Here is a 26,624-nt window from a genome sequence, read left to right as displayed (position 1 = left end):
GGGAACGGCCGTACCGTGCGTCCCGGCCGTCACAGCAGGGGGCTCCCGCGCGACCCGGGGAGCCGGACGCGAGACGATCGTGGCGTGGAACTGACGTTGCTCGGCACCGGGGGGCCGCTGGGGCTGCCGGTGCCCGACTGCCCGTGCGCGGTGTGCGCGGCCTCGATCGGAGCGGGGGCGCGCGGCGCGACCGCCGTGCTGGTGGACGGGGTGGTGCTGCTCGACCTGACCCCCGGGGTCGCGCTGGCCGCGGCCCGGGCCGGGCAGAGCCTGGGCGGACTGCGACTGGTGCTGCTGTCGCACCCGCACGACGGCCCGCCGGTGGAGATCCCCCCCGGCCTGCCCACGCCCGCCCGGGTGCCGGAGGGCCGGCGGCTGCCGCTGATCACCGGCCACCGGGTGACGGCGATCGCCACCGACGCGCCCGGAACCGGCTACGCGATCGAGTCGCCCGACGGCCTGCGGGCGCTGTACCTGCCGCCGGGCTGCGCGCCCGCGGGCAACGCCGAGGCGGACGGGGCCCCGTACGACCTGGTGCTGCTGGACGTGGCGGGCCGGCCGGACGCGCTGGCCCGGCTGCGGGCATCCGGCGCGGTGGCCGGCACCACCGACGTGGTGGCCGTGCACCTCGGCCACGACGCGCCCACGGCGGGCCCGGAACTCGACCGGCGGCTGGCGGCGCTCGGCGCACGTGCGGTGCCCGACGGCACCACCCTGGTGGCGGGCGACTACCAGGAGGTGCCGGACGTGCCGCGCCGCACCCTGGTGCTGGGCGGAGCCCGATCGGGCAAGTCCGCCGAGGCCGAGCGGCGGCTGGCCGGCTTCCCCGGGGTCGTGTACGTGGCCACCGGCGGCACCCGCGCGGACGACGCGGACTGGGCGGACCGGGTGGCCCTGCACCGCGAACGGCGCCCCGCCTCCTGGCGTACCGAGGAGACCTGCGACCTCGTCCCGTTGCTGGCGGACCCGCAGGGACCGCCGCTGCTGATCGACTGCCTGTCCCTGTGGCTGACCGACGTGATGGACAAGGCCGGTGCCTGGGACGACACCGCCTGGCACCACGGCGCCGCCCGCGAAGTGGCCGCCCGCACCGCGGAACTCGCCGCCGCCTGGCGCACCACTCGCCGTACGGTCGTCGCCGTCTCCAACGAGGTCGGCTCCGGCGTCGTCCCGGCCACCGCCTCCGGCCGCCGCTTCCGCGACGAACTCGGCCGGCTGAACACCGCGATCGCCGCCCAGTCCGAACACGTCCTCCTGGTGGTGGCCGGCCAAGCCCTCCCGCTGCGCGGCTGAGCCGCGTTCGGCCTGACGGCCGGGGATCGACGGGGGTTGCCGTCGCCCATTTCCTTGCCGGCCACGGCTCGGGGCCGATCGTCGTCGGGTTGCGGCCCTTTCGGCACCGCCGGTCCTCGCTGTCGTGGTTCCGCGCCGTCGCGGCGGAATGGGGGCGTTCGCCTCCTCCGCTCCGGAAGGTGCGCGCGGGAGCGCCGCCTCCTTGGTCCGCCGCCGCGGCGGAACGCGGGACGGCACAGACCCGCGGCGCCGAACCACCACCACCCCAACGGCCACCGCCGACCCGGGCAGGGCGAAGGAGCGCCGCTTCATCATTCCGCCGCCGCGGCGGAACGCGCGGGACGACGGAGCCCGGCCGTGCCGAACCGCCGCCACCCCCCAACGACCCCCGCCCGCGCCGCAGGGCGAGGCACCGCGCTCCGGGGTCGGCGCCCCAGCGGGGTAATCTTCGGCGGGTGAGCGGCATCGACGTGGACGAATTCGGTTCCCTGGTGGAGCGGCCCGAGGCGGGCGTGCGGCGGGACTCGCAGGAGCGGTGGGCACGGCTGGTGGCGCCGGCCGGGGCGCTGGGCAGGCCCGCGGAGCTGGCGGACTGGCTGGCGGCGGTGCAGGGCGTGGTCCCGGTGCGGCCGATCACCCGGCCGCGGGTGCTGGTGTTCGCCGGCGACCACGGGGTGGCCGCGCTCGACGTGTCGGTGCGGCCGGCGGGCTCGGCGGTGGAGCTGGCCCGCGCGGTGCTGGACGGGACCGCGCCGGTCGCGGTGCTCGCCCGCCAGTACGGCGCCACCGTGCGGCTGGTCGACCTGGCGCTGGACTGCGACGAGGCCGAACTGCCGGCCGACGTGACGGCGCACCGGGTGCGGCGTGGTTCCGGCCGGCTGGACATCGAGGACGCGCTGAGCGCCGAGGAGGCCGAGCAGGCGTTCCGTACCGGCATGGCGCTGGCCGACGAGGAGGCCGACTCCGGCACCGACCTGGTGCTGCTGGGCGACCTGAGCGTGGGCGGCACCACGGTGGCGGGCGTGCTGATCGCCGCGCTGTGCGGCACCGACGCCTCGGTGGTCACCGGCCGCGGCTCGGGCATCGACGACCTGACCTGGATGCGCAAGTGCGCGGCGATCCGCGACGGACTGCGACGGGCCCGGCCGGTGCTGGGCGACCAGCTCGCGCTGCTGGCCGCGGTGGGCGGCGCGGACTTCGCGGCGATCACCGGCTTCCTGCTCCAGGCCGCCGTGCGCAAGCTCCCGGTGGTGCTGGACGGAGTGGTCAGCGCGGCCTGCGGCCTGGTGGCGCAGCGGATCGCGTTCCGGGCGCCGGACTGGTGGCTGGCCGGGCACGTCAGTGGTGAGCCGGGCCAGGCCAAGGCGCTGGACCGGATCTCACTGGAACCGCTGCTGGACTTCTCGCTGCACACCGGCTCCGCAGTGGGCGCCCTGATGGCCCTGCCGCTGCTCCAGGCCGCGGCGGCGCTGTCCGCCGAGCTCCCGGACCCGAAGGCCGCCGCCGAAGCGGACGCCGGGCCGGGATCGGAGCCGGACCCCGCGCCCGCGGTATGAGCACATTGCAGGCCCGGCCAACCACATAATCAGGACATCTGCGCATAACATCACCCAATATGGGAACGGTCAGCGCGGGCACCGTACGGGGCGCCCGTACCGCGCGTCCGTGGCCGGGCCGGGCGGCCGGATTCACCGTCTGGTACCTGCGGGTGATCGCCCTGCTCAACCTGCTGGGCGCGGTCTGGGTGTCCTTCGGCAGCGACATCAGGCGGCACAACGCCCAGGACTACTTCACCCCCTACCTGCTGACCGCCGGCTTCACCTCGGGCCTGGTCACCCTCTTCCTGGCCGTCACCATGCGCCGCCGCAAGCGCGCCGCCTGGATCCTCAACTTCGTGCTGTGCGGGCTGTTCTTCGCCGCCTTGGCGCTCAGCATGGTGTGGCCGCAGATCCACAAGCACCCGCAGAACTGGGTCTCCCTGGTGGTGACCACCGTTTTCCTGCTGGCGCTGCTGGCCGGGCGGCGGGAGTTCCGGGCCAAGGGCGACCCGGCCAACCCCTGGCACGCGGGCCTGACCGCGGCGGTGGGCCTGGTGGTGGCCGCGCTGCTGGGCACCGCCCTGGTGGCCGGCACCAACTCCGCGCACGGCGCCACCTTCGGCGACATCTTCGGCTACGCCGTGGTGCGGCTGATCAGCCTGGTGCCGGGCGACACCGAGTTCGCGGCCATCGAGACCCCCGGTTGGGTGGACGTGGCGATCAACGCGATGAGCGCCGTGCTGTTCCTGCTGGTGCTGTTCGTCGCCTTCCGCTCGCCCCGGGGCCGGGAACTGGTGTGCGGCGAGGACGAGGACCGGCTGCGCGCACTGCTGGACAAGTACGGCGAGCGGGACTCGCTCGGCTACTTCGCGCTGCGCCGCGACAAGAGCGTGATCTGGTCGCCGACCGGCAAGTCCGCCATCACCTACCGGGTGCTGGGCGGGGTCACCCTCGCCTCGGGCGACCCGATCGGGGACCCGGAGGCGTGGCCGGGCGCGATCGACGCCTGGCTCGCGGAGGCCAAGCTGCACGCCTGGGTGCCCGCCGTCATGGGCGCGAGCGAGGAGGCGGGCACGGTCTACGCCCGGCACGGCCTGGACGCGCTGGAACTGGGCGACGAGGCGATCGTGGAGACCGCGGACTTCACCCTGGACGGCCGGGCGATGCGCACGGTCCGGCAGGCGTACAACCGGGTGGGCCGCTCCGGCTGCCAGGTCCGTATCCGGCGGCACTCCGCCATCCCCGCCGACGAGATGGACGCCCTGGTGGAGCGGGCCGACCACTGGCGCGACGGCGGCACCGAGCGCGGCTTCTCCATGGCGCTGGGCCGGCTCGGCGACCCGGCGGACGGCGACTGCGTGATGGTGGAGTGCCAGGACGGCGAGGGCCGGCCCAAGGCGCTGCTGAGCTTCGTGCCGTGGGGGCCGCACGGCCTGTCGCTGGACCTGATGCGGCGCGACCGCAGCGCGGACAACGGCCTGATCGAGTACATGGTGATCGAGCTCATCCAGCGCGCCGAGGAGGTCGGGGTCGCGCAGATCTCGCTGAACTTCGCCATGTTCCGCTCGGTCTTCGAGCGCGGCTCGCGGCTGGGCGCCGGCCCGGTGCTGCGGCTGTGGCACTCGCTGCTGACGTTCTTCTCGCGGTGGTGGCAGATCGAGTCGCTGTACCGCGCCAACGCCAAGTTCCGGCCGATCTGGGAGCCGCGGTATGTGCTGTTCGGCAAGTCCAGCGAACTGCCCCGGATCGGCCTCGCCGGCGCCCGCGCGGAAGGCTTCCTGGGGGTTCCGCGGCTGCCGGCCCCGCTGCGCCGCGGGAACGGGCGGGCCCGGGCAGCGCGTACGGCGCTTCGCCGCGCGTGAATGGGGCGCGGTGCTGCCGCGGGTACTGCGGCGGCTGCGGGCCCGCGGGCCGCGCGCGGTGCCGCTGACCCTCGTCTCGTGCCTGGGCATCCTGCTGCTCCAGGTGCTCCAGCACACCGGCGGCGCCGGGCGGTGGGTGGACCGGCTCGGCGGCGTCTACGCGGCGCTGCCGTGGTGGCAGGCGCTGCTGCGCACACCGCTGTCGTTGTTCGTCCCGGACCCGTCGCTGCCTGTGTGGGGACTGATCGTGCAGGTCGTGGTGGTCTTCGGGATCGCGGAGACCACGCTGGGCGCCCGCCGCACGCTGGTCCTCGCGCTGCTGGCCACCCTGGCCGGCACCTGCTTCGCCCGCTACTGCCTGTGGGCGGGCCCGCACGGCTTCCCCGGCCTGCCCGCCCAGGACCTGGCGGTCCGAGACACCGGCCCCTCGGCCGCGGTGGTCGCCCTCGGCCTTTACGTCGCCTGCCGCTTCGGCGCCCGCTTCACCGCTCCCCTGATCGTCCTGGCGATGGTGGCCGAGGCGGTCTGGGTCACCAACCTGGCCGGCTGCGAGCACCTGGCCGGCGCCCTGACCGTACTGGCGCTCGCGGGAGCGGAGGCATGGCGGACCCGCCGCGATAGCCTCGCGCGGTGACCGACGTACCCGAGCCCCTGCCGCGCACCGCGCCCGTACCGCCGCCGGCCCGGCCGCCCGGCCCGCCGGTGCCGCCCGCGTCGGTCGGGGACGGGCTGCGGTTCGCGTTCGGGACGCTGAGCGTGCTGCCGGTGCGGGTCAGCCGCTGGGACCGGGCGGCGGCCGGGCGCGGGATGGCCGCGGCTCCCCTGGTGGGGCTGGCCGTGGGCCTGGGGGCCGCGACGGCGGGCGGGGCGCTGCACGCGCTGGGCGCGGCGCCGCTGCTCTCGGCGGTGGGGGCCGTCGCGGTCCCGGCCGCGGCGACCCGGGGGCTGCACCTGGACGGGCTCGCCGACACCGCCGACGGGCTGGGCAGCGGCAAGCCGGCCGAGGAGGCGCTGCGGATCATGAAGCGCTCCGACATCGGGCCCTTCGGCGTGGTCGTCCTCGTGCTGGTGCTGCTCGCCCAGACCGCAGCGCTGGCCGCCGCCTACGGGCACGGCTGGGTGTACGGCGGGACCGCCGCGGCACTGGCCGCGGTCACCGGACGCACCGCGATGACGCTGGCCTGCCGTCCCCGGGTGGCGGCCGCCCGGCCCGAGGGGCTGGGCGCCGCGGTGGCCGGGGCGGTCCCGGCGGGCACGGCGTTCGGCGCTGCCGCGCTGGTCGTGGTACTGGCAGCCGCGGCCGGACAGCCCTTCGGCGGCCTGACCGCCCTGCGCGCCGCAATGGCGGCGGTTTTCGGCCTGGCCTGCGCGGAGGCGCTGCTGCGGCACTGCGGTCGGCGCTTCGGCGGCGTCACCGGCGACGTGTTCGGGGCGCTGTGCGAGACCGCGGTCACCGCCGCCGCCCTGGTGCTCGCCCTGCGCTGAGCGCCACCGCGTACGACCGACGCGCATGCCGCCCGTACGGCGAACCGCCCGCCGCGCGCCCCCTGCCGCCGGGTACGTACCCGCCCCCGGCACATGCCTCCCCGCTACGGGTGAGCGGCAACGAGACGCGACGGACAGTCGGGGCCTGCGGCGGGGCGTAATCTCGTCGGAACGGCCACTGCCCGGGCGCCGCCGCGCTGATCTGGCGCGATTACCATGCGGAGGCCGGGCCGGGCCACCCACCGGCCGCCGACAGGACCTCGACCGAATAGGACCTCATCCACCGTGACTTCTCTGACTCTCAGTACCTCCTCCGCGGCCTCGTTGCGCGCGGACGCCGTCGTCGTGGGCGTGTTCAAGGGTCCCAAGGGCCCGAAGCCCGCGCCGGGGGCGGATGCGGTGGATTCCGCGTTCGACGGCCGGCTCGCGGCGACCCTGGAGATCCTGGGCGCCTCGGGCGGTGAGGGCGAGGTCACCAAACTCCCCTCCCCCGCAGGGGTGAAGTCCCCGGTCGTGGTCGTGGTGGGACTCGGCGAGGCGCCCGCCGACGGCGCACCGGTCGACGCCGAGGCGCTGCGCAAGGCCGCGGGCTGCGCCGCGCGTGCGCTGGCCGGCGCGCGCAAGGCCGCGTTCGCCCTGCCCGCCGCCGAGGCCGCCGAGGTGGAGGCGGTCGCCACCGGCGCGCTGCTGGGCGCGTACGCCTTCACCGCCTACCAGGCGGAAGGCGGCAAGACGCCGCTGGGCGAGGTCGCGGTGGTCGGCGCCAAGCCGCGCGACAAGGCGCACAAGGCCGCGGCCGAGCGGGCCGAAGCGGTGGCCGCGGAGGTCAACCGGGCCCGGGACCTGATCAACACCCCGCCCAACGACCTGACCCCGACCGCCTTCGCCGACGCCGCGAAGGCGGCCGCGAAGGAATTCGGCCTCGCCGTCGAGGTGCTGGACGAGAAGGCCCTCGCCAAGGGCGGCTACGGCGGCATCCTCGGCGTCGGCCGCGGCTCGGCCACCCCGCCGCGGCTGGTCCGGATCGGGTACACCCACGCCAACGCCACCCGCACCCTCGCCTTCGTCGGCAAGGGCATCACCTACGACTCCGGCGGCATCTCCCTGAAGCCCCCGGGGCACAACGAGACGATGAAGTGCGACATGAGCGGCGCCGCCGCCGTGTTCGCCGCCGTCGTGGCCTCGGCCAGGCTCGGCCTGGAGGTCAACGTCACCGGCTGGCTGGCGCTGGCCGAGAACATGCCCGGCGGCAACGCCACCCGCCCCGGCGACGTACTGCGCATGTACAGCGGCAAGACCGTCGAGGTGCTCAACACCGACGCCGAGGGCCGCCTGGTGCTGGCCGACGCGCTGGCCCGGGCCTCGGAGGAGGCGCCGGACGCGATCGTGGACGTGGCCACCCTGACCGGCGCCATGGTGCTGGCGCTGGGCGACGGCCGGTTCGGGATCATGTCCAACGACGACGACTTCCGTACCCGGGTGCACGCCGCCGCGCTCGCCGAGGGTGAGGACTCCTGGCCGATGCCGCTGCCCAAGCAGCTGCGCAAGACCTTCGACTCCCCCACCGCGGACATCGCCAACATGGGCGTGCGGCAGGGCGGCGGCCTGGTGGCCGGCCTGTTCCTGAAGGAGTTCGTGGGCGACGGCATCACCTGGGCGCACCTGGACATCGCCGGTCCCGCCTTCCACGAGGGCGCCCCGTTCGGCTACACCCCCAAGGGCGGCACCGGCACCGCGGTGCGCACCCTGGTCTCGCTGGCCCGGCAGACCGCGGACGGCGAGTTGCTGTGATCGGGTGAGGACCGGGTGACAGCCGGGTGAGATACGTCACTCAGGGGCTCCGGGCGCCGTGCCCGGAGCCCCTGACCACGCCCGATGGCTTTCCGGCCACTTCGGCCGAGCGGTCGGGAACGGCCGGGAATGGGCAAGGCCCGATGCTTCGCGGGCCCGGAACAAGTGCGAAGATGTTGTCTCGGCGACAGGGCCCCCTTTGAGACAAAGCGGCCGAACAGATGCCGCCGCCGATCACCGAGGACCGGCGGGGGCGCACCATGCATGGAGGACGTGACGTGGCGAACGACGCCAGCACTGTTTTCGACCTAGTGATTCTCGGCGGCGGCAGTGGCGGCTACGCGGCCGCGCTGCGCGCCGCGCAGCTCGGGCTCGACGTCGCCCTGATCGAGAAGAACAAGCTGGGGGGCACCTGTCTGCACAACGGCTGCATTCCCACCAAGGCGCTGCTGCACGCCGGTGAGATCGCCGACCAGGCACGGGAGAGCGAGCAGTTCGGTGTCAAGACCTCGTTCGAGGGCATCGACATCGCCGCCGTCCACAAATACAAGGACGACGTGATCTCCGGCCTGTACAAGGGCCTGCAGGGACTGGTCGCCTCCCGCAAGGTGACCTACATCGAGGGCGAGGGCCGGCTGTCCTCCCCCACTTCCGTCGACGTGAACGGCCAGCGGATCGAGGGCCGGCACGTGCTGCTGGCCACCGGCTCGGTGCCGCGCTCGCTGCCCGGCCTGGTCATCGACGGCAACCGGATCATCTCCTCCGACCACGCGCTGGTCCTGGACCGCGTGCCGCAGTCGGCGATCATCCTGGGCGGCGGCGTGATCGGCGTGGAGTTCGCCTCCGCGTGGAAGTCCTTCGGCACCGACGTGACGATCGTCGAGGGCCTGCCCCACCTGGTGCCGGTCGAGGACGAGAACAGCTCCAAGCTGCTGGAGCGGGCCTTCCGCAAGCGCGGCATCAAGTTCAACCTGGGCACCTTCTTCCAGAGCGCCGAGTACACCGAGACCGGCGTCAAGGTCACCCTCGCCGACGGCAAGACCTTCGAGGCGGAGGTCCTGCTGGTCGCCATCGGCCGCGGCCCGGTCTCGCAGGGCCTGGGCTACGAGGAGCAGGGCGTGGCCATGGACCGCGGCTACGTGCTGGTGGACGAGTTCATGCGCACCAACGTGCCGACCATCTCCGCGGTCGGCGACCTGGTGCCGACCCTCCAGCTCGCGCACGTCGGCTTCGCCGAGGGCATCCTGGTGGCGGAGCGCCTGGCCGGCCTGAAGGCCGTGCCGATCGACTACGACGGCGTGCCCCGGGTGACCTACTGCCAGCCCGAGGTCGCCTCGGTCGGCATCAGCGAGGCGAAGGCCAAGGAGCTCTACGGTGCCGACAAGGTCGTCACCCTGAAGTACAACCTGGCCGGAAACGGCCGCAGCAAGATCCTCAAGACCTCGGGCGAGATCAAGCTCGTCCAGGTACGCGACGGAGCCGTCGTGGGCGTCCACATGGTCGGTGACCGGATGGGCGAGCAGGTCGGCGAGGCGCAGCTGATCTACAACTGGGAGGCGCTGCCCGCCGAGGTCGCCCAGCTCATCCACGCGCACCCCACCCAGAACGAGGCGCTCGGCGAGGCCCACCTGGCCCTCGCGGGCAAGCCGCTGCACTCGCACGACTGACCCTCATCACGCCACCCCATCCGCACAGATCGTTAGGAGCAACCGCAACCATGGCGGTTTCCGTAACCCTGCCGGCGCTCGGCGAGAGCGTGACCGAGGGCACCGTCACCCGCTGGCTCAAGGCCGAAGGCGAACACGTCGAGGCCGACGAGCCGCTGCTGGAGGTCTCCACCGACAAGGTGGACACCGAGATCCCGTCCCCCGCCTCCGGCGTGCTCTCCTCGATCAAGGTCGCCGAGGACGAGACGGTCGAGGTCGGCGCCGAGCTCGCCGTCATCGACGACGGCCACGGCGCCCCCGCCGCGGCCCCCGCGCCCGCGGCCCAGGCCGCTCCGGCGCCGGCTCCGGCCCCCGCGCCGGTCCAGCCCGCGCCCACCCCCGCACCCGCCCCGGTCGCCGAGGCCCCGGCCCCGGCGCAGCCCGCCCCCGCGCAGGCGGCGGCTCCGGCCGCCCCGGCCGGCGGTGCCACCGGCACGGACGTCGTCCTGCCGGCCCTCGGCGAGAGCGTCACCGAGGGCACCGTCACCCGCTGGCTGAAGTCGGTCGGCGAGAGCGTCGAGGCCGACGAGCCGCTGCTCGAGGTCTCCACCGACAAGGTGGACACCGAGATTCCCTCGCCGGTGTCCGGCACCCTGCTGGAGATCCTGGTCCAGGAGGACGAGACGGCCGAGGTCGGCGCCCGCCTGGCGATCGTCGGCGCTGCCGGTGCCGCTCCGGCGGCGGCTCCCGCGCCCGCGGCTCCCGCCCCGGCTCCCGCGGCTCCGGCACCTGCTCCGGCCCCCGCGCCCGCCCCGGCGCAGGCCGCTCCGGCTCCGGCGGCTCCGCCCGCCCCGCCGGCGCCCGCTCCGGCCGCGCCCGCCCCGGCCCCGGCTCCCGCGGCCCCGGCCCCGGTCACCCCGGCCGCCGCCCCCGCGCCGGCCGCCGCCCAGGCCACCGAGGAAGGCGCGTACGTCACGCCGCTGGTCCGCAAGCTCGCCGCCGAGAACGGCGTCGACCTGGCGTCGGTGCGCGGCACCGGCGTCGGCGGCCGGGTCCGCAAGCAGGACGTGCTCGCCGCCGCGGAGGCCGCCAAGGCCGCCGCTGCCGCCGCGGCGCAGGCCGCTCCGGCCGCCGCTCCCCCGGCCAAGGCCGCCCCGGCGGTGTCCCCGCTGCGCGGCCAGACCGTCAAGATGACCCGGATCCGCAAGCTCATCGGCGACAACATGATGCTGGCCCTGCACTCGCAGGCCCAGCTCACCACCGTCGTCGAGGTGGACGTCACCCGCATCATGCGGCTGCGGGCCCGGGCCAAGGAGTCCTTCCTGGCCCGCGAGGGCGTCAAGCTCTCCCCGATGCCGTTCTTCGTCAAGGCCGCCGCCCAGGCGCTCAAGGCCCACCCGGTGATCAACGCCCGCCTGAACGAGCAGGAGGGCACGGTCACCTACTTCGACACCGAGAACATCGGTATCGCGGTGGACTCCGAGAAGGGCCTGATGACCCCGGTCATCAAGGGCGCCGGCGACCTGAACCTCGGCGGCATCGCCAAGAAGACCGCGGAGCTGGCCGGCAACGTCCGGTCCAACAAGATCACCCCGGACGACCTGGCCGGCGCGACCTTCACCATCAGCAACACCGGCTCGCGCGGCGCGCTGTTCGACACGGTCATCGTGCCGCCGACCCAGGCCGCCATCCTGGGCATCGGCGCCACCGTCAAGCGCCCGGTGGTCGTGGAGACCGACGAGGGCACGGTCATCGGCATCCGCGACACGACCTACCTGGCGCTGTCCTACGACCACCGCCTGGTGGACGGCGCCGACGCCGCCCGCTACCTGGGCGCGGTCAAGGAGATCCTGGAGGCCGGCGAGTTCGAGGTGGACCTCGGCCTGTAATTCCCGCCACACCGCTCGGGTACCACGTGCCCGTCGCCGAAGGCGTCGACGGCGCCCCCTGCTCCGGCCCGGTCCGGATCAGGGGGCGCCGTCGTGTCGAAACGGCCCCGAGGGCGTGTCCGGGGTGAGGCCCTGTTGCGGCGCCGTCGTATCGTCTATGTCACGCAGACCGTGAAGGAGTGCGCCCATGACGCAGCCAGTCGCTTCGCACGTGGTGGTGCACAGCCTGCGCGAGCAGATCCGCGAGCACATCCTCGAGGGGATCGTCAGCGGGCGGTGGCAGCCGGGCGAGCGCATCGTGGAGCGCAGGATCGCCGTGGAGCTGCAGGTCAGCCAGACGCCGGTACGCGAGGCGCTGCGGGAGCTGGAGACGCTGCGGCTGATCGAGTCGGCGCCCAACAAGGGCGTGCGGGTGCGCAGCCTGACGGCGGCAGACCTCAAGGAGAGCTATCCGGTGCGGGCCGGCCTGGAGGGCGTGGCGGCCGAGCTGGCCGCGCCCCGGCTGGCCGCCGACCCCTCGGCGCTGGAGCGCGAGGTGGCGGCCCTGCGGACGGCCGACCTGGTCCTGGACGGCGAGGCCCAGGTGCGGCACACGGTCGCCTTCCACCACGAGCTGGTGCGGGCCGCGGACAACGCGGTGCTGCTGCACGCCTGGGAGTCGTTGGGCATCGAGGTGTGGACCACGCTGTCGATCCGCTGGCTGAGCCCGGCACCGCGTGCCTATGCCGCCGAGCACCAGGACATCGTGGACGCTTTTTTGCGCCGCGATCCGCGGATCTGCCTGCTGCTCAAGGAGCACGTGCTGAGCTGCGCCCCCCAGGTGTGAGGATCAAGCCACCTCCGCGCCTTCCGAGTCGGTGACCGTGCGGGCCGCGCGCTCGCACTTTCCAAGGTCCAACGCGACTGACACTCCGTGCCCTTAAGGCTGACACCCCGTGCCGCCTGCGAATTTCGTCGCTTCCGCCCATTGATCGATCATCGATCGCGGCGTACCGTCAATTCCGGGGTGCCCTGTCTGCCGACGTACGAACCACCGCACTCCCCTCACCCCTCCTTCGGAAGGCGGCGACCCATGCCCAGTCAGCTCGACCAGATCCCCGACCGGGACCCGGAAGAGACCGCGGAATGGCGCGAATCGCTCGAGGCGGTCACGAAGGCCGCCGGGCCACACCGCGCGGCCTACCTGATGCAGCGCACTCTGGAGAGCGCCGCCGACCGCTCCGGTATGCCCGTACTGCTCGAAACCCCGTACATCAACACCATCCCGACCTCCGCCGAGCCGGCATATCCCGGTGACGAGGCGCTGGAGGCGCGGATCACCGCATGGAACCGGTGGAACGCCGCCGCCATGGTGACCCGCGGCAGCAAGCTCGGGCTCGGCGGCCACATCGCGACCTTCGCGTCGGCGGCCTGGCTGTACGAGACCGGCTTCGAGCACTTCTTCCACGGCAAGGACGGGGGCTCCGGCGACCAGCTCTACATCCAGGGCCACGCCTCGCCGGGCATCTACGCCCGCGCGTTCCTGGACGGCCGGCTCACCGAGGCCCACCTGGACCACTTCCGCCGCGAGGCGGGCGGCGACGGCCTGCCGTCGTACCCGCACCCGCGCCGGCTGCCCTGGCTGTGGGAGTTCCCCACCGTCTCCATGGGCCTGGGCCCGCTGTCCGCGATCTACCAGGCGCGCTTCAACCGCTACCTGGAGCACCGCGGCATCAAGGACACCTCCGGGTCGCACGTGTGGGCGTTCCTCGGCGACGGCGAGATGGACGAGCCCGAGTCGACCGCCTCCCTGGCGCTCGCCTCCCGGGAAGGCCTGGACAACCTGACCTTCGTCATCAACTGCAACCTCCAGCGCCTCGACGGCCCGGTCCGCCCCAACTTCAAGATCGTGCAGGAGCTGGAGGCGCAGTTCCGCGCCGCCGGCTGGAACGTGATCAAGTCGCTGTGGGGCGCCGCCTGGGACGAGGTGCTGGCCCAGGACACCGAGGGGGCGCTGCTGCGCCGGCTGCGGGAGACCCCGGACGCACAGTTCCAGACGTACGCCACCAAGGACGCGGCCTACGTCCGCGACCACTTCTTCGGCGCCGACCCCGCCCTGCGCGGTATCGGCACCCGGCTGGACGACGCCAAGGTGCTGGAGCTGTTCCGCGCCTCCCGGGCCGGCCACGAGCCGCGCAAGGTGTACGCGGCCTACCGCGCCGCCATGGAGCACAAGGGCGCTCCGACCGTGATCCTCGCGCAGACCGTCAAGGGCTGGACGCTGGGCGAGGGCTTCGAGTCGCGCAACGCCAACCACCAGATGAAGAAGCTCAACGGCGCGCAGTTCCGCACGATGCGTGACCTGCTGGAGCTTCCCATCCCGGACAGCGCGCTGGACGCGGACGTGGTCCCGTACTGGCACCCGGGCGAGAACTCGCCGGAGGTGCAGTACCTGCAGGAGCGCCGCGCGGCCCTCGGCGGCCTGGTGCCGGCCCGCAAGGTGGTCGCCAAACCGCTGCCGATGCCGGCCGACAAGGCGTTCAAGGCGCTGGAAAAGGGCTCGGGCGGCCAGGAGATCGCCACCACCATGGCGTTCGTCCGCCTGGTGAAGGACCTGATGCGGGAGAAGGAGACCGGCCGCCGCTGGGTGCCGGTCGTACCCGACGAGGCCCGCACCTTCGGCATGGAGTCGCTGTTCCCGTCGGCCGGCCTGTACTCGCCCAAGGGGCAGACGTACGACCCGGTGGACCGCGACCAGCTCCTGTACTACAAGGAGGCGAAGGACGGCCAGATCCTCAACGAGGGGATCACCGAGGCCGGTTCGCTCGCCGACTTCACCGCGGCGGCCACGGCGTACGCCACGCACGGCGAGCCCATGATCCCCTTCTACATCTTCTACTCGATGTTCGGCTTCCAGCGCACCGCCGACCAGTTCTGGGCGCTGGCCGACCAGCTCGGCCGCGGCTTCGTGATCGGCGCCACCGCCGGCCGCACCACCATGACCGGCGAGGGCCTGCAGCACGCCGACGGCCACTCGCACCTGCTGGCCTCCACCAACCCGGCGGCGGTCTCCTACGACCCGGCGTTCGCGTACGAGGTCGCGGTCATCGTCCGCGAGGGCCTGCGCCGGATGTACGGGCCCCAGGCCGAGGACGTCTTCTACTACCTGACGGTCTACAACGAGCCCAAGGTCCAGCCGGCGATGCCCGAGGGCGTCGAGGAGGGCATCCTCAAGGGCCTCTACCGCTACCAGCAGGCCCCGGCGATGCCGCAGGACACGCCCAGGGTGCAGCTGCTCGCCTCGGGCACGGCGATCCACTGGGTGCTGGAGGCGCAGCGGCTGCTGGCCGAGGAGTGGGGCGTGGCCGCCGACGTGTGGTCCGCGCCGTCCTGGACCGAGCTGCGGCGCGAGGCCATGGAGTGCGACGCGGCCCGGCTGCACGGCGAGGAGCGGGTGCCGTACGTGACCCGCGCGCTGGCCGGCGCGCCCGGCCCGGTGGTCGCGGTCAGCGACTGGATGCGGGCGGTGCCGGACCAGATCGCGCCGTGGGTCGACCACGACTGGACCTCGATCGGCACCGACGGCTTCGGCCTGTCCGACACCCGCGACGCGGCCCGCCGCCACTTCGGGGTGGACCCGCAGTCCGTCGCCGTCCAGGCCCTGGCGGCCCTGGCCCGGCGCGGCGAGGTCAAGCCGGAGACGGTCAAGGAAGCCGCCGAGCGGTACGGCCTGTAAAGCACCTGCACGACCAGCACGGCGAGGAAGCACCACCCGCGATCGCCGTACGGACTCGGCACGGGAGCCCGTACGGTCGCGGTACACGCTTGCCGTACCGGGTCCGGCGCGGCCGGAACCGGCACACCGGCGGCCGGGAAAGGGATTGCAGGCATCCTGGGCGAGGGGCTACCTTCCCCCGGATGCCTGCCAACCCGACCCCGCTGAACGCGCCCACGGCCGAGGACTTCCGCGCCTGGCACCGGGTGCAGTGCGCCGCGCTGGCCCACGACCGGCCGGGCGAGCCGGTCCCGTCGCAGGCCGCACTGACCGCCCGGCTGACCACCGCCGGCGCGGGCAGCCGCATGGTGCTGTGGCTGGTGCGCGGGCCGGGCGAGGAGGCGGTGGCCACCGCCACGCTGCGGCTGTTCGAGGACCCGGGACGCAGCCACCTGGCCGAGGTGGACGTCACGGTCCACCCCGCCCACCGGCGGCTCGGCACCGGCTCCCGGCTGCTGTCCACGCTCACCGAGGCCGCGGCCGGCGCGGGCTGCCGCAGCATGGTCGCCGAGGTGATGGCCGGTACCCCGGGCGAGGGATTCCTCGCCACCCGTGAGTTCGTGCCGGTGCTGCGGCTGACCTGGCAGCTCCTGACCCTGGAAGAGGTCCCCGACCGGATCAGGAAACTGCCCGACGTCGCCCACCACGGTTACCGGCTGGCCTTCTGGGAGGGCGAGGTCCCCGGTCACCTCGCCGACTCCTTCGCCCGCGCCCACGCGAGCATGGCCGACATGCCCACCGGCGACATGGACACCGGCGAGCTGGACTGGGACCCGGAGCGGGTACGGCAGGCCGCGCGCGTGGTCGCCGCCCGCGGCGAACGGCTGCTGACCGTGGCCGCGCTCAGCGAGGCCGACCACTCGGTGGCCGGCTTCACCGAACTCGTCCTGCCCGCCGACCGCTCGCCGCGCGCCCAGCAGTACGGCACCGCGGTGCTGCCCGTCCACCGCGGCCACGGCCTCGGCCTGTGGGTGAAGTCGGAGATGCTGCGCCGGGTTCGCGACCACTTCCCGTCCATCACCCACATCCAGACCGACAACGCCGACGACAACCGGCACATGCTGGCCGTCAACACCGCGCTGGGCTTCCGGCCGCTGCGGCGCACCGTGGAGTACCAGCTCAGGCTGGCCGAGGGCTGAGCCGCCGGTCGCGTTCCAGGAGCGTCCGGGGGCGCGAGCCCGCGGGACGGCGTGCGGTTGCGCGGGGTTGCGCGATCTCACGGGATGTCACCGTGCGTACGGGCGCGCGGTAACGACACGGCCGCATCCGGGGCGCCGCGCGTGCACGAGGCGGGTGGCACACGGGAAGCTGTACGCGTGATGGACGAGACGGAGTTCTGGGAGATCGTCGACAGTACGCGCGAGGCCGCGGACGGCGATCCGGAGGACCATGCCGACCTGATGATCGAGCGGCTGGCCCAGCTCGACCCGGATGCCGTGACGGACTTCGCGCGGCACTTCGAGACCCGCTTCGTCCGCGCCTACCGGTGGGACCTGTGGGGCGCGGCCGACATCATGCTGGGCGACGCGGACGACGAGTCCTTCGACTACTTCCGCTGCTGGCTGATCGGCCAGGGCCGGCCGGTCTTCGAGGGCGCCCTGCACTCCCCGGACGACCTGGCGGACCTGGTGCCGGACTTCGACCCGGAGACCGACGGCGACGCGGAGGACCTCGGGTACGCGGCCGACGAGGCGTACGAACAGCTCACCGGCGTCCGGCTGCCGGACCTGGAGATCCCGCAGCCGGCCGGGCCCGAGGGCGCCTCGCTGGACTTCGACGACGAGGCGGCGATGGCCGCGCGTTTCCCGAAGCTGTGGGGGCGCTTCGGCTGACGCCCCTTGCCCGGCCGCGGGCCGTTCCCCCGGGTCGCCCGGTGATCGGCGGCGGGCACAATGGTGACCATGCGCATCGCAGTCTCCGGCGCCTCCGGGCTGATCGGCTCCGCCCTGACCGCCTCGCTGGCGGCCGACGGCCACGAGGTCGTCCACCTGGTCCGGCGCGAGCCCCGCACGCCCGCCGAGGTCCGCTGGGACCCCATGGCGGGCACCGTGGACACCACCGGCCTGGCCGGGTGCGAGGCGGTGGTCCACCTCGCCGGCGCGGGCGTCGGGCAGCGGCGCTGGACCGAGGCGCGCAAGAAGGTGCTCCGGGACAGCCGCGTACTCGGCACGGCCGCGATCGCCCGCGCGGCGGCCGCCCTGGACCCGCGGCCCCGCGTGCTGGTGTGCGGCAGCGCCATCGGCTACTACGGCGACACCGGCGACGCCTGGGTGGACGAGGACAGCCCCAAGGGGACGGGTTTCCTGGCCGATCTCGTACGGGACTGGGAGGCCGCGGCCGATCCGGCCCGGGCGGCCGGCATCCGTACCGTGCACACCCGTACCGGCCTGGTGGTCGCCCGCAGCGGGGGCGCCTGGGCCCCCCTCTTCCCGATCTTCCGGGCCGGCCTCGGCGGCCGCCTGGGGAGCGGCCGCCAGTTCTGGAGCTTCATCGCGCTGCGGGACGAGATCGCCGCCATCCGCCACGCGATCACCACCGAGTCCCTGTCCGGCCCGGTCAACCTCACCGCGCCCGAGCCCCTCACCAACCGCGAGATCACCGCCGCCATGGGCAGGGCCCTGCATCGCCCCACCCTCGCCGCCGTCCCCGCCCCCGTCCTCCGCCTCGCCCTCGGCGAATTCGCCGGCGACGTCCTCTCCAGCCAGCGGGTTCGCCCCCGGCGGCTCCTCGACTCCGGCTTCGCCTTTTCCTTCCCGCACATCGACGAGGCCATCTCCGCCGCCCTCGACCCCGCCCTGCCCGGGCCGGGCGGCAAGGGCTGGCCCCCTTCGGAGGCCGGGCCGGAAGAGGACGAGCACTGAGGCGGGCGGTTCGCCGGGAGTAGTCAGGGGCGCGGGGAACTGCGCGCTCGGCCAGTGACGGCCGGTGGTCCGGAGACGGCAGCAACAGCCCCTTCGGGCCGGTGACGACCCGCGGCCCGGTGGGGGTACCCCCAGGCCGAAGGCTCTGGGGGAGGGCTGGTCGCGCCCACGCGGCGCCAGCCGCATATCAACCACAGCCCCGCGCCCCGGCGGGGGGCTCCCGGCGAACCGCCCGCCGCCAAGCGGGCCCAGGGGTACCCCCGGCGAACCGCGTGGCGCCAGGCGGCCCCGTGTGCAAGCCCAAGCCGGGGCGAACCCGGGTGATCCGGCGGGCGTGACGTACCCCTGACAAGGGCATGCCCATACCGCGGGGAACGGACCCGAGGGAGGGGCATCGTGCTCTCACCTGCTCGCCGGCGCTCTGGGCCGGCAGCCGCGGACGTGGTCGTGATCGGCGCGGGACTCGCCGGTCTGTCCGCGGCTCACCATCTGATCGCCGCGGGCCTCACCGTCACCGTCCTGGAGGCCGCCGACCGCGTCGGCGGCCGGATGACCACGGACACGGTGGACGGTTTCCGGCTCGACCGCGGCTCGCACCTGATCAACTCCGCCTACCCCGAGCTGGCCCGCACGCCTGGGCTGCACGGGCTGCGGCTGGCCCCGCTGGCACCCGGCGCGCTGGTACGGGCCGCCGGGCGCAGTCACCGGGTCGGCCGGCCGCTCGCCCTGCGCCCGGGCTTCGGCCCGCTCGGCTCCACTCTCGACAAGGCCCGGCTCGCGTCGGCCCTGGGCCGGCTGGCGGCAACCCCGCCGGCCCGGCTCGCCGCCCGCGCCGAGACCACCGCGGCGCACGCGCTGGCCGCGCGCGGCCTCGCCCCCCGGACCGCCGACGCCTACCTGCGGCCGTTGCTGGCCGCGCTGCTGTGCGACCCGGATCTGAACACGTCCAGCAGGGTCGCCGACCTGGTGCTGCACGGCTGGGCCCGGGGCCGGGTGTGCCTGCCGGTCTCGGGCGCCGCGCTGCTGCCCGAACGGCTGGCGGCCGCGCTGCCGCCGGGCACCGTACGGCTCGGCGTGCGGGCCACGCACGTCGAGGTCAGCGCGGTCCGTACCGAGGACGGCGACGAACTGGCCTGCCGCGGTGTGGTGGTGGCCACCGACGCGCGCTCGGCCGGCGCGCTGCTGCCGGGTCTGCGGGTGCCCGCCTTCCACCAGGTGACGGTGGTCCACCACGCGGCCCCGGAACCACCGCTGCGCGAACCCGTGCTCGTACTCGACGCCGACCGCGGCGGGCCGGTCTCCCACACCTTCCCGGCCAGCGCGATCGACCCGACCCGCGCCCCGGCCGGACGGGCCCTGGTCACCTCCGTCCTGCTCGGGCCGCCCCCGGAGGGCGACGCCGACAAGGCGGTCCGCGACCACCTGGCCGAGTTGTACGGGACCTCCACCGGTTCCTGGGAACTGCTCGCCGTGCGCACCGACCCCGACGCCGTCCCGGCCATGCCGGTCCCCCACGACCTGCGCCGGCCGGTCCGCCTCCTCACCGGCCTCTACGTCTGCGGCGACCACCGCACCACCAGCACCGTCCAGGGCGCCCTCCTCTCCGGCCGCCGCGCCGCCCGGGCCGCCGCCCACGACCTCGCCCTCCGTCGTCCCCCGACCCGCCCGGCCCCCGACCCCGCTCCGACCCCGGCCGAAGCCGCCGTCTGATCGCACGAGGGCACCCCGATCTGTTTCGAGGGGCACCCCGGCCCGACCCCGGAGCCTGGGTGCCCCTCGACGCGGCCCGCACCGCGATCGCGCGGCTTCCGGGCGCCCCAGGAGAACGCCACCGCGCGAGGGGAGCGAGCCACACCTCCGAAAACCGGGCCCGAGCCCGGAAAAGGCCACGCCGAACAAAGTGGCCCGAGACATTCCGGCACCCCCGTGATGGGCTGCGCACATGCACGAGCTGCTGGCCCGCGACCTCGAACACCTTCCCGACCTGCTCGGCCTGACGACGGATCAGGCCGTACGCTTCCTGGCCGACTTGGCCGAGCGCCCGGTCGCCCACCGGACCGCCCCGCCCGGAGAGGGCCAGGGACTGCCGCAGGCGGGGCTGGGCCTGGAGAAGGCACTGGCCGAGCTCGCCCGCCGCTGGGAGCCGGGCCTCTCCGCGAGCGCGGGCCCCCGCTACCTGGGGTTCGTGACCGGCGGCGCCACCCCCGCGGGGATCGCGGGCGACTGGCTGACGGCGGCGTACGACCAGAACGTCTCGTCCGCCGGCGACTCGTCGGCCTCCGATCTGGAGAAGGAAACGGTCCGCTACCTGCGCGAGCTGGTGGGCCTGAGCGAGGACCACGGCGGGGCGTTCGTCAGCGGCGCCACCATGTCGAACACGGTGGGCCTGGCGATCGCCCGGGAATGGGTGGGCGAACAACGCGGAGTACAGGTGTCGGCCGCGGGTCTGGCCGCCCTGGGCCGGGTGACCGTGCTGTCCGGCACCCCGCACTCCAGTGTCGGGAAGGCGCTGTCGGTGCTGGGCCTGGGCCGTACGGCGCTGCGTACGGTGGCGACACTGCCGGGCCGGGAGGCGGTCGACGTCGAGGCGCTGGCCGCCGCCCTGGCGGAGCTGGACGGCGCGCCGGCCATCGTGGTGGCGAACGCGGGCACGGTGAACACCGTCGACTTCGACGACCTGCGGGCGGTGGCGGCACTGCGCGACCGGTTCCCGTTCTGGCTGCACGTGGACGCCGCGTTCGGCGCATTCGCCGCGCTCTCCCCGGCGCACGCGCACCTGACGGACGGGCTGGACCTGGCCGACTCCGTCTGCGTGGACCTGCACAAGTGGCTGAACGTGCCCTATGACGCGGCCGTGCAGTTCACCCGCCGCCGCGATCTGCAGACGGCGGTGTTCCACAACGAGTCGCCGTACCTGGGCGCCCCCTCCCCCGCCGATCCGGATTTCCTGCACCTGACGCCGGAGAACTCCCGCCGGCTGCGCGCCCTGCCGGCCTGGCTGACGCTGGCCGCGTACGGCGCCGCGGGCCACGGAGAGATCGTCGTCCGCAACGCCGAGTGCGCCGCCGCCCTGGCCGACACCATTGCCGCGGGTTCCGCCTTCCGTCTGCTGGCCCCGGCCCGCCTCAATGTCGTCTGCTTCACCCTTGCCGACGACCCGACGCCGGAGCGGCTGGCCGCCCTGCGCGCGGCGGTCACCGATTCGGGCGAGGCGTTCCTGACCCCCACGGTGTACGCGGGGGTGCCCGCGCTGCGGGCCGCCTTCTCCAACTGGCGCACGACGCGCGCGGACGTCACGCGGGTGGCCATGGCGCTGGCCACCGCCGCGGCCGGGCTGGACTGATCCCTCCGATCCTCCTCAGCGGGGCAGGGCGGCGCAGCGTTCCTGGAAGACGCGGGCCGCTGCGGCGTCGCGGAAGGGTTCCAGCCGCCGCCCGAAGTCGCGTACGTACTCCGCGGCGCGCACCGACCGCATCTCGGCGGCCTGCTGGGCGACGTCGATGCCGTGCGCGCAGGCGGCGTCGAGTTCGCCGAGGCCGAGCCGGGCGGTGGCCAGGACCGTACGGCAGAACAGGCGGCTGCGGACGTACGCGGCGGGGCGTAATTGCAGGCAGCGCTCGGCGTGCTGGGCGGCGGCCCGGTACTGCTGGAGGTCGCGGTGGCAGTGCGCGAACTCGTCGGCGAGTTGGGCCTCGTCGAAGAAGCGGGCCCAGGTGGGCACCTCGTCGCCGGGGCGGGCGGCGGACAGGGCGCGTTCGGAGCGGGCCAGGGCGGTGGCGCAGGCGCGGGATTCGCCGATCAGTCCGTGGCCGCGCGCCTCCGCGGCGTGCAGCAGCGCCTGGACCACGGCGGGGGCGGCGCTGCCGACGCCCTGCTGGGCGACCCGGGCGAGCTGGACCGCCTCGCGGCCGTGCCCGAGGTAGACGGCCTGGCGGCTCATGGTGACCAGCACATAGCTGCCGTGGACCCGGTCCCCGGCGGCCTGGGCGAGCCGCAGTGCCTGGACGTAATAGCGCTGGGCGAGCCCGTGCGCCCCGATGTCGTACGAGGTCCAGCCGGCGAGCCGGGTGAGTTCGGCGACGGCCGCGAACAGGCGGCGGCCGACCGCCTCGCCGTAGTCGCCGCGCAGCATGGGCTCCGCCTCGTACTCCAGGTAGCGGACCAGGGCCTGGCGGGCGTGGCCGCCGCCGAAGGCGTGGTCCAGGCTGCGGAAGAGGTCGCCGACGGCGCGGACGGCGGCCACGTCCCCGGCGCCGACCCGCAGCCGCGATCCGGTGGCCCGGCCGGGCGGGGAGACGGGCACGGTCTCGGCGTCGGCCGCCATGGCGCCGCGGCTCTGGGCGGGCACCCTGGGCGCGGTGTCGGCCGGCGTACGGGCCACGGTGTCGTCGGCGCGCCCGATCAGCCAGTCGCGGCTGGGCACGACCAGCCCGGCGGGGGTGAACGCGATCTTCCGCAGCTCCGCCTGGTGGCCGGTGTCCTTGCGCCACAGTCCGCTGACGATGTCCACGGCCTCTTCGGGGGAGGCCGCGTATTCCAGGCCGGCGTAGACCGGGGCGCAGTCGTCCAGGCCCAGGTCGCGGGCGGAAAGGCGGCGGCCGAGCCGCTGGGTGAACACCTCGGCGATCAGCGCGGGGGTGGTGCCGCGCGGCTGCTGCCCGCGCAGCCAGCGGGTCACCGACGTCTTGTCGTACCGCAGGTCCAAGCCGTGTTCCATGCCGAGCTGGTCGACGCGGCGGGCGAGCCCGGCGTTGGAGAAGCCGGCCTCGGCGATCAGCGAGGCGAGCCGGCTGTTGGGCCGGGTGGCGGTGCGGGAGGCGCGGTCCGGGTCTGCGGGGCGCCCGCGCGGCAGTTCGGCGCCCGGCGGCAGGTCGGTGCGGTCCGGGGTGTGCGGCATGGAACGGTCCGTCATCGGCGGTACGGCCACTTCCTCGTGGGGGTGTGATGGCCGTGAATGTAACTTTCCGTGCCGAGAAGCTCACCGTAAGAGCCGTATATTCGCCTGAATGGGCTACAACCGACTCAGGTCGGGGCAGGTGGTCGACCGTCCGCGCCGGCAGCCCGGATCAGGTTGTCCACAGCCCCCGGTGGGCGCGCGCGTGTGCCGCCGTACAGTGATTGAGGCGCACATTCATCGGGCGCGCGGGACTGCGGAGGAGTCGTCGTGAGTGATCTGCACTTCGTGCACCTGGGGTTCGGGGCCGATGCCGTCGAATACCAGGAGGCCTGGCAGGAGCAGCGCAGGGTGCATGCGGCGCGGTTCACCGACGAGGTGCCCGACACCTGTCTGCTGCTGGAGCACCCGCCGGTGTACACCGCGGGGCGCCGGACGGTGGACAGCGAGCGGCCGCTGGACGGCACTCCGGTGATCGACGTGGACCGGGGCGGCAAGATCACCTGGCACGGCCCGGGGCAGCTGGTGGGCTACCCGATCCTGAAGCTGCCGCGGCCGGTGGACGTGGTGGCGCACGTACGGCGGCTGGAGGACGCGCTGATCCGGGTGTGCGCGGACTTCGGCCTGGAGACCACCCGGGTCGAGGGCCGGTCCGGCGTGTGGGTGCTGGGCGACCCGGTGGAGCGGCGGGGCGGCTCCGGGCTGACCCTGGACTTCGACCCGCGGCTGGCCGACGAGGAGTTCGACCCGCGGCTGAGCGGCCCGGAGTACGCGCCGTCCAACGCCGGCCAGCGGGGCGAGGACCGCAAGCTCGCCGCGATCGGCATCCGGGTCGCCAAGGGCGTCACCATGCACGGCTTCTCGCTCAACTGCAACCCGGACAACACCTGGTTCGACCGGATCGTGCCGTGCGGGATCCGGGACGCGGGTGTCACGTCGCTCTCGGCGGAGCTGGGCCGCGAGGTCACCGTCGCCGAGGTGCTGCCGGTGGTGGAGAAGCACCTGACCGCGGTGCTGACCACCGCCGTGCCGCTGCCCCGCGCGGTCTGAGCCGGCCGCAGGGCCGCCACGGCCCCCGGGCCCGGTCCGCGCCCCGGCCGGAGCGCGGACGGGAATGCCCCACGGGGGCCGCCGGTTGAAACGGTCACGGTGAAAACCGGTGCTGGGCCATATGAATCACGGGCGTACCCTGGGGTTCGCCGAAGAATCGAAGTCGTAGGGAGCCGGTCGTGTCCGCAGTAGCGCCAGACGGACGCAAGATGCTGCGCCTGGAGGTCCGTAACAGCCAGACCCCCATCGAGCGCAAGCCCGAGTGGATCAAGACCCGGGCGAAGATGGGCCCCGAGTACACGCAGATGCTGGGGCTGGTCAAGAGCGAGGGGCTGCACACCGTCTGTCAGGAAGCCGGCTGCCCCAACATCTTCGAGTGCTGGGAGGATCGCGAGGCGACCTTCCTGATCGGCGGCGACCAGTGCACCCGCCGCTGCGACTTCTGCCAGATCGACACCGGCAAGCCGCAGGCGCTCGACCGCGACGAGCCGCGCCGGGTCGGCGAGTCCGTGGTCACCATGGACCTGAACTACGCCACGATCACCGGTGTCGCCCGCGACGACCTGCCCGACGGCGGTTCCTGGCTGTACGCGGAAACGGTCCGGCAGATCCACGCGATGACCGCCGACCGGGCCGACGGGCGTACCAAGGTCGAGCTGCTCATCCCCGACTTCAACGCCGAGCCCGCCCAGCTCGCCGAGGTCTTCGGCGCCCGCCCCGAGGTGCTGGCGCACAACGTGGAGACGGTGCCGCGCATCTTCAAGCGGATCCGCCCGGCGTTCCGCTACGAGCGGTCGCTCGAGGTCATCACCCGGGCCCGCGAGGCCGGGCTGGTCACCAAGTCCAACCTGATCCTGGGCATGGGCGAGGAGCGGGCCGAGATCAGCCAGGCGCTGCGGGACCTGCACGAGGCCGGCTGCGAGCTGATCACCATCACCCAGTACCTGCGGCCGAGCGTGCGGCACCACCCGGTGGAGCGGTGGGTGAAGCCCGCGGAGTTCGTGGAGCTGCGCGAGGAGGCCGAGCAGATCGGCTTCGCCGGTGTGATGTCCGGGCCGCTGGTCCGCTCCTCCTACCGGGCCGGCCGGCTGTTCCAGCAGGCCATGGAGCGCCGCGCGCAGCAGGTCACGGCGGGCTGAGACAGCCGTTGGGCCGGCTGCCGAAGCCGGCCACGACGGCCGGGTGACCGCTGCGTGCGACGGTCCCTTGCGACGGTTACGGGTGCGGCCGGCCGGGCGATTTCGTCCGGCCGGCCGTGTCCTGCGCGGCGCCGCCGCTTCTGCGGGGTGGCGCTTTCATGTGAGATTGACCGACTGGTCACCGACTGGTAACACCGTGTGTCAAGACTGCTTTCGGCACACAGCCATTTCCGCTGCCTTTTGAGCATTCGCTGAACATCAAGGGGGCGCCATGTCACCCGAGCCCGCCCGCACCGCCCGTCCGCTCCGCGCGGCCCACCCGTACCCGCACATGCCGGTCACCGGGGCGCTTCGCGCGGTCGAATCCTTTCTGCTGCGCGCCGGCCAGCAGACCGCCCGCCGCAACGCCTGGGCCGCCGTGGTCGCCGACCGGCAGCGCGCCCGGGACCGCCGCGAGGCGGAGCACGAGATGGCCGCGCTGGTCCGGGCCGGCCACGGGCCCGAGCTGACCCCGGGCGCGGGGTCGTAACCGCGCCTTCCCGGTTGCCGTAACGTTCCGCCTCCGGCCCGCCGCGCACCCGGTCACCGTGACGGTGGACCGCCAGGCCACGTATCCTGTGCGCATGGCGAGGAAGGAACCATCCGAGAACCCTGGGCGGCTGTCGCAGATCGTTCAGACCTACAAGATGACCCGACAGGCCGATCCGCGGATCGGGCTTGTCATCGCGGGGGTGGGAGTCGTCACCTTCGGTGTCATCCTCGCCCTCGGCTTCGTGATCGGGCACCCGATCTACGCCGGCATCCTGGGCATCCTGCTGGCCGCGCTGGCGATGGCGGTCGTCTTCGGGCGCCGCGCCGAGCGGGCCGCGTTCGGCCAGCTCGAGGGGAAGCCGGGTGCCGCGGCGGCGGTCCTGCAGAACGTGGGCCGCGGCTGGACCGTCACTCCCGCGGTGGCGATGAACAAGAGCCAGGACGTGGTGCACCGCGCGGTCGGCAAGGCCGGCGTCGTCCTGATCGGTGAGGGGAATCCCAACCGGGTCAAGGGGCTGCTGGCCGCCGAGAAGCGGAAGGTCGCACGCGTCGTGTTCGACGTGCCGGTGCACGATTACATCGTGGGTGACGGGGAGGGCGAGCTCTCCCTGAAGAAGGTCCGCAGCACGCTGCTGCGGCTGCCGCGGACGCTGAGCGGGCCGAAGACGACGGAAGTGAACGACCGGCTCAAGGCGCTGGGCGATCTTATGAGCAATATGCCGATTCCGAAGGGGCCCATGCCGCGAGGGATGCGGATGCCCAAGGGGCGCTGAGCTCGACCTGTGCGACGTTTGCGAGGGGCACCCTGGATCCGTCCGGGGTGCCCCTCGCTGTCGTTGCCGGATCGTCCGCGGCCCGTTGTTTCTCGCGCCCACGCGGCGCCGGCCGCAT

General features: G+C 74.0%; 20 protein-coding genes. 19 read left to right on the top strand and 1 reads right to left on the bottom strand.

Going from position 1 to position 26,624, the window contains the following annotated elements; all coding sequences use genetic code 11:
• The first annotated feature begins 84 nt into the window (after positions 1 to 84).
• The 15 genes from ITX44_RS12835 (at position 85) to ITX44_RS12765 (ending at position 21,462) form a co-directional block, all read left to right on the top strand.
• Positions 85 to 1,293, top strand: coding sequence for a bifunctional adenosylcobinamide kinase/adenosylcobinamide-phosphate guanylyltransferase (locus ITX44_RS12835; RefSeq protein WP_205357290.1), 1,209 nt, complete (start codon positions 85 to 87; stop codon positions 1,291 to 1,293).
• Positions 1,294 to 1,748: 455 nt separating this feature from the next.
• Positions 1,749 to 2,849 (top strand): nicotinate-nucleotide--dimethylbenzimidazole phosphoribosyltransferase, encoded by a 1,101-nt coding sequence (cobT, locus tag ITX44_RS12830; protein WP_205357289.1) that lies wholly within the window; start codon positions 1,749 to 1,751, stop codon positions 2,847 to 2,849.
• A 59-nt stretch (positions 2,850 to 2,908) separates the two neighbouring features.
• Positions 2,909 to 4,693, top strand: coding sequence for a phosphatidylglycerol lysyltransferase domain-containing protein (locus ITX44_RS12825; protein ID WP_205357288.1), 1,785 nt, complete (start codon positions 2,909 to 2,911; stop codon positions 4,691 to 4,693).
• A gap of 10 nt (positions 4,694 to 4,703) precedes the next feature.
• On the top strand, positions 4,704 to 5,327 hold the full coding sequence (locus tag ITX44_RS12820) for a hypothetical protein (protein WP_205357287.1): 624 nt from the start codon (positions 4,704 to 4,706) through the stop codon (positions 5,325 to 5,327).
• 68 nt (positions 5,328 to 5,395) lie between these two features.
• Positions 5,396 to 6,178, top strand: coding sequence for an adenosylcobinamide-GDP ribazoletransferase (locus tag ITX44_RS12815; protein ID WP_307795269.1), 783 nt, complete (start codon positions 5,396 to 5,398; stop codon positions 6,176 to 6,178).
• Positions 6,179 to 6,463: 285 nt separating this feature from the next.
• Entirely contained in the window at positions 6,464 to 7,969 is a 1,506-nt protein-coding gene (locus ITX44_RS12810; protein WP_205357286.1) for a leucyl aminopeptidase, read from the top strand.
• 278 nt (positions 7,970 to 8,247) lie between these two features.
• Positions 8,248 to 9,636 carry a dihydrolipoyl dehydrogenase gene (gene lpdA / locus ITX44_RS12805; protein WP_205357285.1) on the top strand — a complete coding sequence of 463 codons (1,389 nt, stop codon included), beginning with the start codon at positions 8,248 to 8,250 and terminating at the stop codon, positions 9,634 to 9,636.
• Between the two features lie 50 nt (positions 9,637 to 9,686).
• Positions 9,687 to 11,504: a 2-oxoglutarate dehydrogenase, E2 component, dihydrolipoamide succinyltransferase gene (gene sucB, locus ITX44_RS12800; RefSeq protein WP_205357284.1), complete on the top strand. Its 1,818-nt coding sequence runs from the start codon at positions 9,687 to 9,689 to the stop codon at positions 11,502 to 11,504.
• Between the two features lie 187 nt (positions 11,505 to 11,691).
• Positions 11,692 to 12,330: a GntR family transcriptional regulator gene (locus tag ITX44_RS12795; protein WP_205357283.1), complete on the top strand. Its 639-nt coding sequence runs from the start codon at positions 11,692 to 11,694 to the stop codon at positions 12,328 to 12,330.
• 246 nt (positions 12,331 to 12,576) lie between these two features.
• Positions 12,577 to 15,219 (top strand): pyruvate dehydrogenase (acetyl-transferring), homodimeric type, encoded by a 2,643-nt coding sequence (gene aceE / locus ITX44_RS12790; protein ID WP_205357282.1) that lies wholly within the window; start codon positions 12,577 to 12,579, stop codon positions 15,217 to 15,219.
• A 182-nt stretch (positions 15,220 to 15,401) separates the two neighbouring features.
• Positions 15,402 to 16,397 carry a GNAT family N-acetyltransferase gene (locus ITX44_RS12785; RefSeq protein ID WP_205357281.1) on the top strand — a complete coding sequence of 332 codons (996 nt, stop codon included), beginning with the start codon at positions 15,402 to 15,404 and terminating at the stop codon, positions 16,395 to 16,397.
• Positions 16,398 to 16,577: 180 nt separating this feature from the next.
• Positions 16,578 to 17,090 carry a DUF4240 domain-containing protein gene (locus tag ITX44_RS12780; protein WP_205357563.1) on the top strand — a complete coding sequence of 171 codons (513 nt, stop codon included), beginning with the start codon at positions 16,578 to 16,580 and terminating at the stop codon, positions 17,088 to 17,090.
• A 60-nt stretch (positions 17,091 to 17,150) separates the two neighbouring features.
• Positions 17,151 to 18,119 carry a TIGR01777 family oxidoreductase gene (locus tag ITX44_RS12775; RefSeq protein WP_205357280.1) on the top strand — a complete coding sequence of 323 codons (969 nt, stop codon included), beginning with the start codon at positions 17,151 to 17,153 and terminating at the stop codon, positions 18,117 to 18,119.
• Between the two features lie 396 nt (positions 18,120 to 18,515).
• A complete protein-coding gene (locus ITX44_RS12770) occupies positions 18,516 to 19,829 on the top strand; it encodes an NAD(P)/FAD-dependent oxidoreductase (protein WP_307795240.1) in 1,314 nt (437 codons plus the stop codon).
• 232 nt (positions 19,830 to 20,061) lie between these two features.
• Positions 20,062 to 21,462 (top strand): pyridoxal phosphate-dependent decarboxylase family protein, encoded by a 1,401-nt coding sequence (locus ITX44_RS12765; RefSeq protein WP_205357279.1) that lies wholly within the window; start codon positions 20,062 to 20,064, stop codon positions 21,460 to 21,462.
• Between the two features lie 15 nt (positions 21,463 to 21,477).
• Here ITX44_RS12765 and ITX44_RS12760 read toward each other — a convergent pair whose 3' ends face one another.
• Entirely contained in the window at positions 21,478 to 23,031 is a 1,554-nt protein-coding gene (locus ITX44_RS12760; RefSeq protein WP_236060492.1) for an NsdA family TPR-like regulatory protein, read from the bottom strand.
• A gap of 252 nt (positions 23,032 to 23,283) precedes the next feature.
• Here ITX44_RS12760 and lipB point away from each other — a divergent pair, with 252 nt between their 5' ends.
• The 4 genes from lipB to ITX44_RS12740 all read left to right on the top strand — a co-directional run bounded on the left by lipB (position 23,284) and on the right by ITX44_RS12740 (position 26,506).
• Positions 23,284 to 24,063, top strand: a complete 780-nt coding sequence (gene lipB / locus ITX44_RS12755; RefSeq protein ID WP_205357278.1) for a lipoyl(octanoyl) transferase LipB — start codon at positions 23,284 to 23,286, stop codon at positions 24,061 to 24,063.
• Positions 24,064 to 24,242: 179 nt separating this feature from the next.
• Positions 24,243 to 25,202, top strand: coding sequence for a lipoyl synthase (gene lipA / locus ITX44_RS12750; protein WP_205357277.1), 960 nt, complete (start codon positions 24,243 to 24,245; stop codon positions 25,200 to 25,202).
• Positions 25,203 to 25,473: 271 nt separating this feature from the next.
• Positions 25,474 to 25,731 carry a hypothetical protein gene (locus ITX44_RS12745; protein ID WP_372440895.1) on the top strand — a complete coding sequence of 86 codons (258 nt, stop codon included), beginning with the start codon at positions 25,474 to 25,476 and terminating at the stop codon, positions 25,729 to 25,731.
• A gap of 94 nt (positions 25,732 to 25,825) precedes the next feature.
• Complete coding sequence (locus ITX44_RS12740) at positions 25,826 to 26,506, top strand: DUF4191 domain-containing protein (RefSeq protein WP_205357276.1); 681 nt, start codon at positions 25,826 to 25,828, stop codon at positions 26,504 to 26,506.
• Positions 26,507 to 26,624: the final 118 nt, after the last annotated feature.

This window comes from Actinacidiphila acididurans (genome assembly GCF_016918855.1).
In the GTDB taxonomy this organism is placed as follows: domain Bacteria; phylum Actinomycetota; class Actinomycetes; order Streptomycetales; family Streptomycetaceae; genus Actinacidiphila; species Actinacidiphila acididurans.
This window is presented reverse-complemented; position numbering and strand designations above follow the sequence as displayed.

Bases quoted from the DNA above. Each gene is read 5' to 3' on its own strand.
- ITX44_RS12825 (WP_205357288.1), top strand. From the start codon at position 2,909: ATGGGAACGGTCAGCGCGGGCACCGTACGGGGCGCCCGTACCGCGCGT.
- sucB (WP_205357284.1), top strand. From the start codon at position 9,687: ATGGCGGTTTCCGTAACCCTGCCGGCGCTCGGCGAGAGCGTGACCGAG.
- ITX44_RS12795 (WP_205357283.1), top strand. From the start codon at position 11,692: ATGACGCAGCCAGTCGCTTCGCACGTGGTGGTGCACAGCCTGCGCGAG.
- aceE (WP_205357282.1), top strand. From the start codon at position 12,577: ATGCCCAGTCAGCTCGACCAGATCCCCGACCGGGACCCGGAAGAGACC.
- ITX44_RS12785 (WP_205357281.1), top strand. From the start codon at position 15,402: ATGCCTGCCAACCCGACCCCGCTGAACGCGCCCACGGCCGAGGACTTC.
- ITX44_RS12780 (WP_205357563.1), top strand. From the start codon at position 16,578: ATGGACGAGACGGAGTTCTGGGAGATCGTCGACAGTACGCGCGAGGCC.
- ITX44_RS12775 (WP_205357280.1), top strand. From the start codon at position 17,151: ATGGTGACCATGCGCATCGCAGTCTCCGGCGCCTCCGGGCTGATCGGC.
- ITX44_RS12765 (WP_205357279.1), top strand. From the start codon at position 20,062: ATGCACGAGCTGCTGGCCCGCGACCTCGAACACCTTCCCGACCTGCTC.
- ITX44_RS12760 (WP_236060492.1), bottom strand. From the start codon at position 23,031: ATGACGGACCGTTCCATGCCGCACACCCCGGACCGCACCGACCTGCCG.
- ITX44_RS12745 (WP_372440895.1), top strand. From the start codon at position 25,474: ATGTCACCCGAGCCCGCCCGCACCGCCCGTCCGCTCCGCGCGGCCCAC.
- ITX44_RS12740 (WP_205357276.1), top strand. From the start codon at position 25,826: ATGGCGAGGAAGGAACCATCCGAGAACCCTGGGCGGCTGTCGCAGATC.